Annotated in this window: 15 protein-coding genes; 11 read left to right on the top strand and 4 right to left on the bottom strand. The window is 35.1% G+C overall.

The genetic code is table 11. From position 1 onward, the window contains the following. Positions 1 to 29 precede the first annotated feature (29 nt). A complete protein-coding gene (locus RA0C_RS06150; RefSeq protein WP_004917069.1) occupies positions 30 to 560 on the bottom strand; it encodes an RNA methyltransferase in 531 nt (176 codons plus the stop codon). An 85-nt stretch (positions 561 to 645) separates the two neighbouring features. Then, positions 646 to 2,268 (bottom strand): ABC-F family ATP-binding cassette domain-containing protein, encoded by a 1,623-nt coding sequence (locus RA0C_RS06145; RefSeq protein ID WP_013446966.1) that lies wholly within the window; start codon positions 2,266 to 2,268, stop codon positions 646 to 648. A gap of 96 nt (positions 2,269 to 2,364) precedes the next feature. Here RA0C_RS06145 and smpB point away from each other — a divergent pair, with 96 nt between their 5' ends. The 3 genes from smpB to RA0C_RS06130 all read left to right on the top strand — a co-directional run bounded on the left by smpB (position 2,365) and on the right by RA0C_RS06130 (position 5,214). Continuing rightward, positions 2,365 to 2,823, top strand: coding sequence for an SsrA-binding protein SmpB (smpB, locus tag RA0C_RS06140; RefSeq protein ID WP_004917075.1), 459 nt, complete (start codon positions 2,365 to 2,367; stop codon positions 2,821 to 2,823). 76 nt (positions 2,824 to 2,899) lie between these two features. Next, positions 2,900 to 4,366 (top strand): OmpA family protein, encoded by a 1,467-nt coding sequence (locus RA0C_RS06135; protein WP_013446965.1) that lies wholly within the window; start codon positions 2,900 to 2,902, stop codon positions 4,364 to 4,366. Between the two features lie 107 nt (positions 4,367 to 4,473). Continuing rightward, positions 4,474 to 5,214: a YebC/PmpR family DNA-binding transcriptional regulator gene (locus RA0C_RS06130; protein ID WP_013446964.1), complete on the top strand. Its 741-nt coding sequence runs from the start codon at positions 4,474 to 4,476 to the stop codon at positions 5,212 to 5,214. A gap of 49 nt (positions 5,215 to 5,263) precedes the next feature. Here the strand turns inward: RA0C_RS06130 and RA0C_RS06125 are convergent, their stop codons facing one another. Next, on the bottom strand, positions 5,264 to 5,686 hold the full coding sequence (locus tag RA0C_RS06125) for an OsmC family protein (RefSeq protein ID WP_013446963.1): 423 nt from the start codon (positions 5,684 to 5,686) through the stop codon (positions 5,264 to 5,266). 121 nt (positions 5,687 to 5,807) lie between these two features. Here RA0C_RS06125 and prfA point away from each other — a divergent pair, with 121 nt between their 5' ends. The 5 genes from prfA (at position 5,808) to RA0C_RS06100 (ending at position 10,073) form a co-directional block, all read left to right on the top strand. Next, the gene (gene prfA / locus RA0C_RS06120; RefSeq protein WP_013446962.1) at positions 5,808 to 6,896 is read left to right on the top strand and encodes a peptide chain release factor 1; all 1,089 of its coding nucleotides are present in this window, start codon (positions 5,808 to 5,810) and stop codon (positions 6,894 to 6,896) included. Next, a complete protein-coding gene (locus RA0C_RS06115) occupies positions 6,896 to 7,309 on the top strand; it encodes a RapZ C-terminal domain-containing protein (RefSeq protein ID WP_004917089.1) in 414 nt (137 codons plus the stop codon). Before prfA ends, RA0C_RS06115 begins: the two co-directional genes overlap by 1 nt. A gap of 54 nt (positions 7,310 to 7,363) precedes the next feature. Then, complete coding sequence (porD, locus tag RA0C_RS06110; RefSeq protein ID WP_004917092.1) at positions 7,364 to 8,269, top strand: type IX secretion system protein PorD; 906 nt, start codon at positions 7,364 to 7,366, stop codon at positions 8,267 to 8,269. A 35-nt stretch (positions 8,270 to 8,304) separates the two neighbouring features. Further along, entirely contained in the window at positions 8,305 to 9,507 is a 1,203-nt protein-coding gene (gene lysA / locus RA0C_RS06105) for a diaminopimelate decarboxylase (RefSeq protein WP_013446961.1), read from the top strand. Between the two features lie 71 nt (positions 9,508 to 9,578). Then, positions 9,579 to 10,073, top strand: a complete 495-nt coding sequence (locus RA0C_RS06100) for an energy transducer TonB (protein WP_017686229.1) — start codon at positions 9,579 to 9,581, stop codon at positions 10,071 to 10,073. A 62-nt stretch (positions 10,074 to 10,135) separates the two neighbouring features. Here RA0C_RS06100 and ctlX read toward each other — a convergent pair whose 3' ends face one another. Further along, positions 10,136 to 11,056: a citrulline utilization hydrolase CtlX gene (gene ctlX / locus RA0C_RS06095; protein ID WP_013446959.1), complete on the bottom strand. Its 921-nt coding sequence runs from the start codon at positions 11,054 to 11,056 to the stop codon at positions 10,136 to 10,138. Between the two features lie 130 nt (positions 11,057 to 11,186). On the opposite strand from ctlX, the gene RA0C_RS06090 reads away from it, so the two are divergent. Genes RA0C_RS06090 through RA0C_RS06080 form a run of 3 tightly spaced genes read left to right on the top strand, consistent with a single transcriptional unit; the run spans position 11,187 to position 14,199 of the window. Beyond that, entirely contained in the window at positions 11,187 to 11,801 is a 615-nt protein-coding gene (locus RA0C_RS06090) for a TetR/AcrR family transcriptional regulator (RefSeq protein WP_004917103.1), read from the top strand. Further along, positions 11,791 to 13,137 carry a TolC family protein gene (locus RA0C_RS06085; RefSeq protein ID WP_004917106.1) on the top strand — a complete coding sequence of 449 codons (1,347 nt, stop codon included), beginning with the start codon at positions 11,791 to 11,793 and terminating at the stop codon, positions 13,135 to 13,137. Before RA0C_RS06090 ends, RA0C_RS06085 begins: the two co-directional genes overlap by 11 nt. A gap of 6 nt (positions 13,138 to 13,143) precedes the next feature. Further along, the gene (locus RA0C_RS06080) at positions 13,144 to 14,199 is read left to right on the top strand and encodes an efflux RND transporter periplasmic adaptor subunit (protein ID WP_004917109.1); all 1,056 of its coding nucleotides are present in this window, start codon (positions 13,144 to 13,146) and stop codon (positions 14,197 to 14,199) included. The last annotated feature ends 49 nt before the right edge of the window (positions 14,200 to 14,248 follow it).

Genomic DNA, 14,248 nt, shown 5'->3' with positions numbered 1-14,248 from the left:
TATATATCGAGCAAAAGTAATTAAAAATTTTATACTAAGGCTTTAAAAAAAGACCATATTACGATACCTCCACAAACACTTACATTAAGCGAATGTTTGGTGCCGAGCTGTGGTATTTCTATAAAGTTATCGTATAAAGGAAGGGCTTCGTCAGATAGACCTTCAACCTCGTTGCCTAAGACTAAAGCGTACTTTTGGTTAGGATTTATTTCAAAATCGGATAAAGAAATACTATCTGTGGTTTGCTCTACTCCAATAATGTTGTAACCTTGTGTTTTTAGTTCTTTTATAGCTTCTGAGATGTCTTTTTGATAAACCCAATCTACACTTTCGGTAGCCCCCAATGCGGCTTTGTGTATTTCTCTGTGAGGCGGTTGTGGTGTAATGCCACAGAGTACGATTTTCTCTATTAAGAATGCATCGGCAGTTCGGAACAAAGCACCAACATTGTGCATGCTTCTAATATTGTCTAAAACAACCACGAGAGGTGTTTTAGAAGTTTTTTTAAAAGTTTCTATATCAATTCTGCCTAGTTCTTCTAGTTTTAATTTTTTTGTCATTATTCCTATCTTTATTATTGAAAAAGAGGACTGAAATCTATCAAATTACAGCCCTCTCTTCCTATTGTCATTATCCTTTTTACTCTTAAGAGTACATCTGTTGTCTTAGTTCTTTTACTTTTTTATCCTGAAGATATTCATCATAAGTCATGTGTCTATCAATAATACCTTTAGGAGTTAATTCTATGATACGGTTACAAACAGTCTCTAACATTTCGTGGTCATGAGACGCTAAAAGTAGAGTTCCTTTAAATGCTACCAAAGAGTTGTTAAGTGTAGTAATACTCTCTAGGTCTAAGTGGTTGGTAGGTTCGTCTAATAGTAAAATGTTAGCTCTTTGAAGCATCATTCTACTGAACATACAACGCATCTTTTCTCCTCCCGAAAGAACTCTACAAGATTTAAGTGCCTCGTCTCCAGAGAAAAGCATTTTCCCTAAGAAACCTCTCATATATTCTTCGTGTCTTTCCTCATCGTTTTTGGTAAACTGTCTTAGCCAATCCACTAAGTTGATGTCCTCTTGGAAGAATTCCGTATTATCCAAAGGCATATAAGACTGTGAAGTGGTTACGCCCCATTGATAAGAACCTTTATCCGCTTTAGAGTTTCCAGAAATAATTTGGAAAAATTCGGTAATAGCTAGAGAGTTTTTAGATAAGACAGCTACCTTATCTCCTTTTTTTAAGTTAAGGTCTATCCCTGAGAATAGTAACTCTCCATCTTTGGTTTTTTCTAAATCTTTAATTTCTAGAATTTGGTCTCCTGCTTCTCTTTCCTGTTCAAAAATAATGGCAGGGTATCTTCTAGAAGTAGGTTTTATATCTTCAATATTAAGTTTGTCTAGCATTTTCTTTCTAGCGGTAGCTTGTTTTGCTTTAGCCACATTGGAAGAGAATCTTGCAATAAACTCCTGAAGTTCTTTTTTCTTTTCCTCTGCTTTTTTATTAGCCTGTTGTCTTTGCTTAGTCGCTAGTTGAGAGGCTTGATACCAGAATGAATAATTACCCGTATAAAGATTGAGTTTAGAATAGTCTAAATCTCCAATGTGAGTACAAACAGCGTCCAAGAAGTGTCTGTCGTGAGATACTACGATGACTGTATTCTCATAATCTGCAAGAAAATCTTCTAGCCAAGCTATAGTATCAATATCTAAGTCGTTAGTAGGCTCGTCTAAGATGAGTACATCGGGACTACCAAATAAAGCTTGAGCAAGTAATACCCTTACTTTATCTTTGTTTTCTAATTCACTCATCATTTGGTAGTGCATATCCTCTTTAATACCAACGTTAGAAAGCATAGTTTGAGCGTCAGCTTCAGCATTCCAACCGCCCATTTCATCATAAATAACGCCTAATTCACCAGCTTTTATACCATCTTCGTCAGAAAAGTCAGGTTTAGCATATAGAGCGTCCATTTCTTCCTTGATTTCAAAGAGTTTTTTATTGCCTCTTAAAACGGTTTCCAAGACTGTATATTGGTCGTATGCGAAGTGATCTTGTTCTAGCACAGACATTCTTTTGCCCGGTTCTAAAGACACATTACCTGTAGTAGGGTCTTGTTTACCACTAAGTATTTTTAGGAAAGTAGATTTTCCAGCACCATTAGCGCCGATGATACCATAGCAATTTCCCTTAGTGAATTTTATATTAACCTCGTCGAAAAGAACCCTTTTCCCGAATTGTAAAGATAAGTTTGATACTGTTAACATATAGTTTTGTAAATTTGCACAAAAGTAAGAAGAATTTTTAAAATACAACTTTTGTATTTCAATGATTGGTATAGTAATTGTATTTGCAGTTAAACGATGAATATTCAGAGGACAGTCAGTATTTCTAATAAGAGAGCTCGTTTTGAGTATGAAATTTTAGAACAAGTTGAAGCTGGAATAGTTTTAACAGGGACAGAAATTAAAGCTTTGAGATCTTCTAAAGCGTCCATTACAGAAAGTTTTTGTCAATTTATAGAAGGGGAGCTCTATGTTATCAATATGACGATAGATGAATATAAATTAGGGACTTTCTATAATCATAAAATAAAGCGAGAACGAAAATTGCTTCTTCACAAAAGAGAGTTGGATAAGTGGAGTAAGAAGATGAAAGATGTGGGTAATACCATAGTGCCATTGAAGGTTTATATCAATGATAGAGGTAAAGCTAAAGTTTTGATTGCATTAGCAAGAGGTAAAAAACTTTACGATAAAAGAGAAGCGATTAAGGAGAGAGAAGCAAAAGTTAAATTGAATCGCGTATTCAAAAAAAACTAAAAAAATAGCTAAAATTTTGGCAGTAACAAAAAAATATATTTAATTTGCATTATCAATTATTTAATTATTTAATTCTATGAAAAATCTAAAATTAGGAATTTCAGCATTAGCACTTACTGTTGCTACTACTGTTTCTGCTCAGACTACTAGCAATCCTTGGTTAATAGGTGTTGGTGCTCATGGCGTGAATCATGTAGCTGCTGGAGGAAGTGCTGGAGATGTTTTTAAAACAGCATTTACAGGCAAGAGTTTGTACAATATCAATAATTTTACAATTACTCCGCCATTGTCTAAGCTTACAGTTGCTAGAAACTTGAACAAGGCGTTAGTTCTTGACTGGCAAACTTCAGTAGGTAATATTGATAATAAGAGAATTGGAATGGGTAAAGAATTTATGTTGATGACTGGACTTGGTCTTCAGCTTAAATTTGCAGGTCTTCTTTTTGGCAACGAAGATGCATGGTTTGACCCTTATGTAAGAGTTGGAGCCAACTATTTGAGACACGACTATACAGGTCTTACGTTCCCTGTGACTGATAGCTACAATGATGTAACTTACGCGGGGTATAGCGAAAATAAACCATACACTCAAGGAAGAGCGGATCATTTTGCTTTATCAACAGGTTTAGGTACAAACATTTGGTTAACTAAGAACTTTGGTCTTGGTATCCAAGGGGATTATGTTTCTACTCCAGTAGATAAGTCTAGATTGGCTAACTTTTGGCAAGCGTCAGCTTCATTGAACTTTAGATTTGGTAACAGAGATAAGGATAAGGATGGAGTGTTAGATAAAGACGATTTATGTTCAGAAACACCAGGTTTACCTGAATTCCAAGGTTGTCCAGATACAGATGGTGACGGTGTTCCAGATAAAGATGATAACTGTCCAGAAGTAGCAGGACCAGTAGAAAACAATGGTTGCCCTTGGCCAGATACAGACAAAGATGGTGTATTGGATAAAGACGATGCTTGTGTTGATGTAGCAGGACCAGCTGAAAATAACGGTTGCCCTTGGCCAGATACAGATAATGATGGAGTATTAGATAAAGATGATAAGTGTCCTAATGTTCCAGGTCTTCCAGAATACAAAGGTTGTCCTAAGCCTCAGGAAGCGTATGCAGTTGAAGCAACAGGAGCATTAAAGGGTATATTCTTTAACTTTAATAAAGCATCTATCAGATCTGAATCTAATACTAAGTTAGATCAAGCTGCTGAAGTGATTAAGTCTTCTAACGGAGGTACTTTCTTAGTAGTTGGTCATACAGATGTTAAAGGTAATGCTAACTATAACTTGAAACTTTCTAGAGAAAGAGCTGCATCTGTAGTAGCTGCTTTAGAAGCTAGAGGTGTTAACCCATCTCAGTTAAAATCTAAAGGAGTTGGTTCTGCTGAAGCTACAGTTCCTGCATCTGCTTCTAACGAAGAGAGAATGAAAGACAGAAAAGTGGTTGTAGAAGCAATCAGCGGATCTGCTTGGGAAGCTCTTCAGAAGTCTGATCTTCCAGTAGTGAAGAAAAAAGTAGTAAAAAAGAAAAGAAAATAATTAGTATTTTCTAATCTTAAATAGAAAAGCGTCCTCTTCTTGTAAGAGGGCGTTTTTTTATTGTATTAAAATTAGTATTTTTGCACATCTAAATTGTTATTATAATTATGGGACGCGCATTTGAATATAGAAAAGCCTCTAAGATGGCTCGTTGGGATAAAATGGCAAAAACTTTTTCTAAAATAGGAAAAGATATTGCATTAGCTGTAAAGGCAGGAGGTCCAGATCCAGATTCTAACCCTGCGTTGAGAAGGTGCATACAAAATGCTAAAGGGGCTAATATGCCTAAAGATAATGTAGAAAGAGCCATTAAAAAGGCAAGTGGTGCAGATGCTGAGAATTATGAAGAGATTACTTACGAAGGGTACGGACAAGGAGGTGTTGCATTTTTTGTAGAATGTACTACTAATAATTCCACTAGAACTGTGGCTAATGTAAGAGCTATCTTTAATAAATTTGATGGTAATCTTGGGAAGAATGGAGAGCTTTCTTTCCTATTCGATAGAAAAGGGATATTTACGCTAGAAAAATCTTTGATAAAGATGGATTGGGAAGATTTTGAAATGGAGATGATAGATGGAGGTGCAGAAGATATAGACTCTGATGAAACAGAAGTTATAGTAACTACAGCGTTTGAGGATTTTGGATCTTTATCTCATAAGTTAGATGAACTGGGGACAGAAGTTAAGAATGCAGAATTACAGAGGATACCTAATATTAGCAAATCTGTATCAGAAGAGCAATTTATTGCGAATATGAAAATGTTACAAAGGTTTGAGGAAGATGACGATGTACAGAATGTATACCATAATATGGAAATTACAGACGAGCTAATGCAGAAGCTATAAAATAAAAAAAAGGCTACTTAGAATATAGGTAGCCTTTTTTATTTCTTGTTTACGAAAGGAGTGAGCCATTGAGATAAACTTCATAATCAATGCTGACATTGGGCTCTAAAGTTTTGGATACTGAACAATACTTTTCAAAAGAAAGCTGAGCAGCTTTCAAAGCTTTCTTTTCGTCGATTTCTCCTTCCAATAAAAATTTCACGGAGATTGCTTTAAAAGGCTTAGCATCATCAATAGGTACTCTTGTTCCTTCCACTTCAGCTTTAAAACTCGTTAAATTTTGTCTTTGTTTTTTTAGGATAGAAACCATATCTATTCCACTACAGCCTGCCACTGCCATTAACATGGTTTCCATAGGAGAAACGCCTTTAGGGTTAGGTTGAGAAGTGTTGTCTAGAAGAATGCTATTGCCTGCACTATTGCTACATTCAAATAAAAAATCGTCATTAATTCTGTTGAGAGTTATTTTCATTTTTCAAAAGGATTAGTTATGCTTGTAAAGATAATTATTTTTCTTAGAAATGTAATAGTGTTTAGTATCTCTTACTACATAAAAAAATCCTTATCTTTGCTCACTAATAGTTTAGAGAACAATGTCAAAGAGTTTAATACCAAAATTAGAAGCCATAAAACAACGCTATAATGAAGTAGCGGATTTGATTATTCAGCCTGATGTAATTTCTGACCAAAAAAGATATTCCTCACTTAATAAAGAATATAGTGATTTGGGGAAAATAGTAAAGGTTTTTGATGAATATTCTACTGCACTCAATGCCATAAAAGAGGCAGATGAAATTATAGCTGACGGTTCTGATAAAGACTTGGTAGACCTTGCTAAAATGGAGAAGCAAGAGGCGATAGACCGCATTCCTTCAATAGAGGAAGAGTTAAAATACTTACTCATTCCAAAGGACCCAGCAGATGATAAGAATGTAATGGTAGAACTTCGTGCGGGAACGGGAGGAGATGAATCGGCTATCTTTGTTGAAGATGTTTACAGAATGTACACCATGTATTTTAAGTCTAAGGGTTGGAAGCATGAAGTAACTGATTCTAACGAAGCATCAAAGGGATATAAAGAACTCATTATGCGAGTGGAGGGAGATGGCGTTTATGGTATTATGAAGTTTGAATCTGGTGTGCACCGTGTACAGAGAGTTCCAGAGACAGAATCTCAAGGGCGAGTACATACTTCTGCAATTACGGTGGCGGTATTGCCTGAAGCTGAAGAGGTAGATGTGGAAATCAATCCTGCTGATATAGAAATGCAAACTTCTCGCTCTGGAGGTGCAGGAGGGCAGAATGTAAATAAAGTAGAAACTAAGGTACAGCTTACGCATAAACCTACAGGTATTGTAGTAGTGTGTCAGCAAGCTCGTTCTCAGTTGGCAAACAGAGAGTTAGCAATGGAAATGCTTAGAACAAAACTTTACGATATAGAGTTGCAAAAAGTACAAGGAGATATTGCGGCTCAAAGAAAAACGATGGTTTCTACGGGAGACCGTTCGGCTAAAATTAGAACATACAACTATCCTCAAGGGCGAGTTACAGACCATAGAATTAACAAGTCTATTTACAACTTGGATAATTTTATGAATGGTGATATTCAAGAGATGCTAGATGCCTTAATTATGGCAGAAAATGCAGAGAAAATGAAAGGTGAGGAAGAAAATATAGGATAATGGAACAGAATAAATTAAAGATAAAAGTATATAGCTTTTCCTATAAGAAAGGAGGTATTCCTAAAGATGATACAGATAATGGAGGCGGTTTTGTGTTTGACTGTAGAGGCATCTTAAACCCTGGTAGACAAGAAGAGTATAAGACTAAAACAGGAGCAGAGCAGGAGGTACAACTCTATCTAGAAGAAAAAACTAAAATGCCTCAGTTTTTGGATTTGGCACAAAAAATCATTTCTATAAACATAGAAGATTATTTAGCAAGAGGGTTTGAGAGTTTACAAGTTTCCTTTGGTTGTACGGGAGGTCAACATCGTTCTGTGTATGCAGCGATTAAAACTGCAGATTTCATCAGAGAAAAATATCCTCAAGCGGAAGTATGTTTGAGACATAACGAGCAACCTCACCTTAACTGAGAAAATATATTCTCTTTTTGAGCGTTAGAAATACTTGGTTTATAAGTTTTTGATATGAAAAAAATAATCGCTTTTTTTGGAATTCTTTTTGGAGCTTTGGCTTTTGGGCAAGAGCTTCACGCTAATGTGCAGATTAATTTTGCACAGGTAGGAGGGAGCAATACACAAGTATTTAAGACGCTAGAAAAAAACTTAAGAGAGTTTATAAATAATACCAGTTGGACAGGGAAAAAACTTCAGAATTTTGAAAAAATAAAATGCAACTTTGCCATTATTATCTCGGAAAGAACGGGTAATAATTCGTTTAGAGGTAGTTTGGTGGTGCAATCTACTCGTCCCGTGTTTAATACACAATATGAAAGTCCGCTTCTCAATATCAACGACACTAACTTTAGTTTTGAATATGCCGAAAATGAGAATTTAATTTTTAATGAAAGACAATTTTCAGGCAAAAATCTAATAGATGTGGTAAGCTTCTATGTTTACCTTATTTTGGGTTACGATGCAGATTCTTTCCAGAATAAAGGTGGCGAACCTTGGTTTGAAAAATCACAAAAAATTGCTCAAAACTCTCAAAATCAAAATTATAAAGGGTGGTCGCAAATGGAAGGACAAAGGACACGAGGGGCATTGATAGATAATATCCTAAAATCAGATTTTTCTGCTTTTAGACAGGCATTTTATCAATATCATCGTCAAGGCTTAGATAATATGTACAACCTAAATACCAATAGTAATTCTAAAAAGGCTGTGGCTGATGCTTTGTTAAATCTTAGAACTTACGAAAATGGGTTTCAAATGAATTATCCTTTCAATATTTTTATTGATACAAAAAAGGACGAAATCTATAATATTTTCAATAGCGGTAACAATGCTTCCGTAAATATGACAGAGCTTAAGAGTCTTATGTCTGTATTTGCTCCTAAAGATATAGATGGTAAGTGGGACAAGTGGAAGTAAACCAAATACAATAACTTTACAATAATTATAATGTTATGATAACCAATCAGAATTTGCTGAGTGTAGCAGAAGAATTCGGTACACCTGTGTATGTATATGATGCAGAGTCTATTAAGCAACAGTATGAAAAATTAACTTCTTCGTTTTCGGAGAAAACGAGATTTTTCTATGCAGCTAAGGCACTTACAAATATCAATATACTTAAATATGTAGAAAAGCTAGGAGCTTCTTTAGATTGTGTATCTATTAACGAAGTTAAACTAGGCTTGAAGGCAGGTTTTTCTAAAGATAGGATTTTGTTTACACCTAATTCCGTGGATATTTCGGAGGTAGAAGAGGCAGTAGAATTAGGCGTACACATCAATATTGATAATATTTCTATCCTAGAGCAGTTTGGGACTAAATTTGGAGGTTCTTACCCTATTTTTGTAAGGGTAAATCCGCATATTTTTGCAGGAGGTAATTATAAAATTTCTACAGGGCATATAGATTCCAAATTTGGAATTTCTATTCACCAGATGCGTCATATTGAGAGAGTAGCTAAGACCACAGGGCTTAATGTAGAGGGGCTTCATATGCATACAGGAAGCGAGATTAAAGACCCTGATGTATTTTTACAAGGTCTAGAAATTATGTTTGAATTGGCGGAGCATTTCCCTAACCTTAAGTATATAGATATGGGAAGTGGCTTTAAAATCCCTTATCAAGAGGGAGATATGGAGACTGATGTTAAAAGCCTTGGTAAAAAAGTAGAAAAGGCTTTAGCTAAGTTTAACGAAGAGCAAGGTAAAGAGCTTCAACTTTGGTTTGAACCAGGTAAGTTTTTAGTAGGAAAAAGTGGACATTTTTTAGTGAAATCTAATGTCATTAAGCAAACTACAGCAACGGTGTTTGTCGGTGTTAATTCTGGGTTTAACCATTTAATTCGCCCAATGTTCTATGATTCTTATCATAAAATAGAAAACTTATCTAACCCTAACGGACCAGAAAGAATCTATACTGTAGTAGGAAATATTTGTGAAACAGATACATTTGCTTGGGATAGAAAAATAAATGAAGTGAGAGAAGGTGATATTTTAGTATTCAGAAATGCAGGAGCTTATGGTTTTGAGATGAGTTCTAATTTTAATTCTAGACTTAAGCCTGCAGAGGTATTTTGGTTAGATGGTAAGGCTCACTTGATAAGAAAAAGAGATGAGTTTGAAGACTTATTAAGAAATCAAATAGAGGTGATTTAATAAGTAAAATGCCGTTTTTAGAGCGGCATTTTTTGTACCTTTACACTAAGAATTTTGAAAAGAGAAGGAGTATGAAAAAGTTAGTTCTATTATTATTTTATTTGATTTCAACTGCTGCATTTGGGCAGGATATAGAGGATATGCAAGAGGGTTATAATTTCTTTGGAGGAACTAATACTCACATTCTTGTTAAAATAAGTAAGCCGATATTTGTAGCTGATAATAAATGTTTTTCAAACTATGAGCATGCTAGATTTGAAGGAGGAGATGCACTTTTTTCTAAAGACTTAGCAAAATATTTAGTGGCTTATTTGGATAAAGATACCTATTATGCCAAAGGGTTATTCTCTATCAATTTGGAAATAGATGAAAAAGGAAGAGTTGGTAAAACAGAAGTGCTTCCGAGATTAAAGAATGATGATTATTTTCAAACAGATGTAAGATATGCAATAAAGCGTGTTAAGAAAGCTTGGAAACCAGCAACCTGTAACGGACTTCCTGTTAAGTCTAATATAAAAATTAAGACTTTATTCAGTCCAGAATCTTACGATACTTACGGATTATAGATAAAAATAGGCGAAAATCTAGAGCAGATTTTCGCCTATTTACTTTTATAACCTTCTTGTTTTTATTTGGGTAAGAAAACTTCTGCAAGCATACATCTTGCACTACCGCCGCCGTTGGTTTCTATAGTGCTAAGGTCAGAGTAAATAATTTCTGAGTATTTTTCTATACTTTCTATTTGGCTAGGAGAAAGAGATTGGTAGGCACTTTGGCTCATTACCAAAAATTTCTTTCCTTCATCATTGTGTACCTGAAGCATGTTTCCAGCAAAATTTTGCATTTGCTCTTCGGATATTTCTATAATTTCTTTTCCTGATTTTTTAATTGTATCTACCACATTTTGGCGTTCCTCAAGGTCGTCAATACAATCTAGGCAGATGACCACAAAGCGGTCTGCAACGCACATCATCACATTGGTATGGTAGATAGGCAATCTTTCTGTACCAGCTGTTTGGTAAGAGTGGAAAACCACAGGTGTATAACCAAACTTCTCACAAAACTCACGGAAAAGCTTTTCGTCTAACCTTAACGAAACTGAGCCATAAGCCAATTTATTATCATGGTCAAAAATAATACTGCCTGTACCTTCTAGAAAAACATTGTCTTTTTCAGAAGAGGTTAAATCTACAACTTCATTTATTTTGAATCCTTGGGTTTTAAGATTTTCTAAAATATCCATACGGCGTTCGTCTCTTCTATTAGGAGCGTACATAGGGTAGAGGATAACTCTTCCGTCAGCACCAAAACTCACCCAGTTGTTTGGGAAAATAGAGTCGGGTGTGTGTGGTTCTAAAGTGTCTTGTATGCTTATAACAGTAATGCCTTTAGAACGAAGTTTCTCCACAAAATTTTTAAACTCTTGTAAGGCTTTAGATTGAGTATCTGCATTTTCGGAATTAACTTGGAAATAATTATTCTCAGCGGTCTGTGCATTATAGCCAAATGCCACAGGCTCTATCATTAAAACAGTATTAGTGGTTTGCATAAAAATATTTTTCACAAAGATAATGTTTTTTCAGGACTGAAAAATTGCTGCAGTAGAACAAGAAAAATAAATAAACTTGGAAACTTTTTTTGTTTTTTAGTTTTTTATCCTATATTTGCAGCGTAAAATTATGGAAGACAGAATTTTTTTTTTGAAAAAAGTCTCAGAGCTTTTTGTTCAGAACGGAGCTAAGTCCCTCACTATGGACGATATAGCTAAGGCATTTTCTATATCTAAAAAAACACTATACCAAAACTATAAGAACAAGGAAGTGTTGCTAGAAGAGGTGTTAGATTTTCTGTTGAAACAGCTTTTGGAACAACTTAAAGCAGAGGAGGAGAAAAGTCTAAACCCAATAGAAAAAATGCTTCTGAGAGAGCCTAAGATAGAACAGATTTCTGAGAATAACAGGACTGTTTTCGTAAGGCAGCTCATCAAATATTACCCAGAAATCTACAATATGCACATTGTGAATGTCTATAAAGGTATTTACGAGATATTTAAGCATAATGTTATTAAAGGTAGAGAACAAGGGCTTTATGAAAAAGACTTTGATATAGAAACCTATGCTAAGTATTTTTTAGAGCTGATGTTTGCCTTTGATAGCTCACCTCTTTTCGAAGAGGAACAGAAGATAGGTAGGAGTAACTATTGTCAAGGGGTGGTTAGGTTTTATCTCAATGCTATAGTAACTCCCAAAGGAAAAGAATTTTTAAATCAACTAACATATAACAATGAAAAATAGCATTAAAATTATAAGTCTTGTGGCTTTATTTTTTCAGGGTGCCTTTTCAGCTCAGGAGTCAAGAATGTTGTCTCTGTCTGAAGCTATAAATCACGCCATGGAGCATAAAGCAGATGCCGAAAAGGCTAGACTAAACATAAAAAGAGGTGATGCCGAAATAGCGGAGGTTAAAGCCAATGCTTTTCCAAAGATAATTATCAATAATAATACTACCTATAACCCTTTGTTACAGGAAGTTATTATGCCTAATTTTGTAAACCCTACTCAAACTATGAGACTTACACTAGGGCAAAGATGGCAGTCTACTCATATGGCTCAACTTCAGCAGGTACTTTTTAACCAAACGGTTTTTACGGGGTTAAAAGCGGCTAAATCTACTAAGGAGTTTTATCTCATCAATGCACAACTTACGGAAGAGCAGATTATAGAAAAGGTGGCTAATGCCTATTATCAAGTTTATCAGACAGAGCAAATGTTACAAAATCTGCAAGATAATCTAAAGATAGTAGAGCAAACAGTTAAGATTATTAAAGGGTTATATGATGCTGGTTTAGCAAAGAAAATAGACTATGACCGAGCTCTAGTTTCGTCTAATAATGTAAAGGCAAATCAGCAACAGCTTATCAATGCCGTACAGCTGAGTAAAAATGCACTCAAGTTTATGGTAGGAATGCCTATGGAACAAGAGATAGAACTTCCAGAGCAGAGCTTTGAGCCGTCTGTACTTATTTCGGAAAATTCTAATTCAGATTTTTCTGAAAGAACAGAACTTAAAGTGTTGAAGAAACAGCTAGAACTACTTAATTGGAAGAAAAAAGCTTCGGAATCCGAATATTATCCAACAGCAACTCTAATTGCTAACTATGGATGGCTAGGTCAAGGAGCTAAAATGCCTTGGTGGCATGGGGAAAAAGATAAGGTCTATTGGTCAGATATAGCCTCAATAGGTCTCAATATTAGTATTCCTGTTTTTAATGGATTTTCTACTAAATCAAAAATAGAAAAAGACAAAATAGATATAGAAAAGGCACAAGCTGACCTAAGGGAAATTCAGTTAGGGTTAGATTTGGCTTATAAGAACGCAAAAACTCAATTAGAAAATAGCAGTATCACCATTAAAAACCAAGAGAATAATGTAAGGCTAGCAGAAGAGGTTATGGCGAATACAAGAGCTAATTATCAGTATGGTTTGGCTACGCTTAATGATATTTTGGGAGCAGAAAGAGATTTAGCTGATGCGAAAAATAACCTCACAAAATCTAAACTAGATTATAAATTGGCAGAAATAGAACTTCTAAAATCACAAGGTAAACTAAGAACTTTAACAGAAAAATAAATCATCATGAATAAAAAAACATTATTATCTATTATAGCGGTAGTAGGCGTAGCTGTAGGCTTTTTCTTTATTCTTCAAAAAAATAAAGCTAATAACCAAGAGCAGGTAAATATTGTAGCAGAAAAAAATAACGAAATAGCGGTAAAAGCAGAAGCTGTAAAAAGAGAGGAAATTGGAGGTGCTTTTAGTGTTAATGGTACTTTTTTACCAAAAACACAGGCAAATATTTCTGCAGAAATGGGTGGACAATTGGTAGCTCTCTATGTAAAGGAGGGTAGTTATGTAAGAGCAGGGCAAGTAATAGCTAAGCTCAAAGGAGATAAAATTAATGTAAATGTAAGCAATGCTCAAGCTAATTTAGACCAAGCTATTTCGGCACTTAACCGTTTTGAAGCTGCTTATAAAACAGGTGGAGTAACAGCATTACAACTAGACCAAGCGAGATTGCAGGTGAAAAATGCTAGAGCACAGGTGCAGTCGGCACAGCTTATGTCTGGTGATACTAATGTAGTGTCCAAAGTAAGTGGTATCGTTAATCAAAAAATGGTAGAGCTAGGTAGTGTTGTGGGAGCAGGTACACCTATTGTACAGGTGGTAGATATTTCATCACTTAAACTAAAAGTAGAGGTAGATGAATCTCAAGTAACACAATTAGCAGTTGGTAATACGGTAAAAGTAAAGCCTAGCGTGGTAGATGCTGAGATAGATGGGCAAGTATCTTTTATTGCACCTGCATCTAATGGAGCTCTTAAATTCCCTGTAGAGATTACAATCAATAATGCTTCTAATATTTTGAAAGCAGGAATGTACGGGACGGCAACATTTGACAGAACTGGAGCAAAAGAAATTTTGAGTATTCCTAGAAATGCTTTCGTAGGTGGTGTGAGTGATAATTTAGTCTTTGTGGTGAGAAACGGTGTAGCTCATCTTACTAAAATCCAAAGTGGTGCTAACTATGGTGATAAAGTAGAGGTTACAGGAGGGCTTAATGCAGGAGATATGGTAGTAACCAGTGGGCAAATCAACTTAGCAGATGGAACCAAAGTTAAAGTATTAAAATAATCATTTGGATTTAAAGACTCAGAGATGACATTATTTTGATTCTTTAATG

The organism is Riemerella anatipestifer ATCC 11845 = DSM 15868, assembly GCF_000252855.1.
In the GTDB taxonomy this organism is placed as follows: domain Bacteria; phylum Bacteroidota; class Bacteroidia; order Flavobacteriales; family Weeksellaceae; genus Riemerella; species Riemerella anatipestifera.
This window is presented reverse-complemented; position numbering and strand designations above follow the sequence as displayed.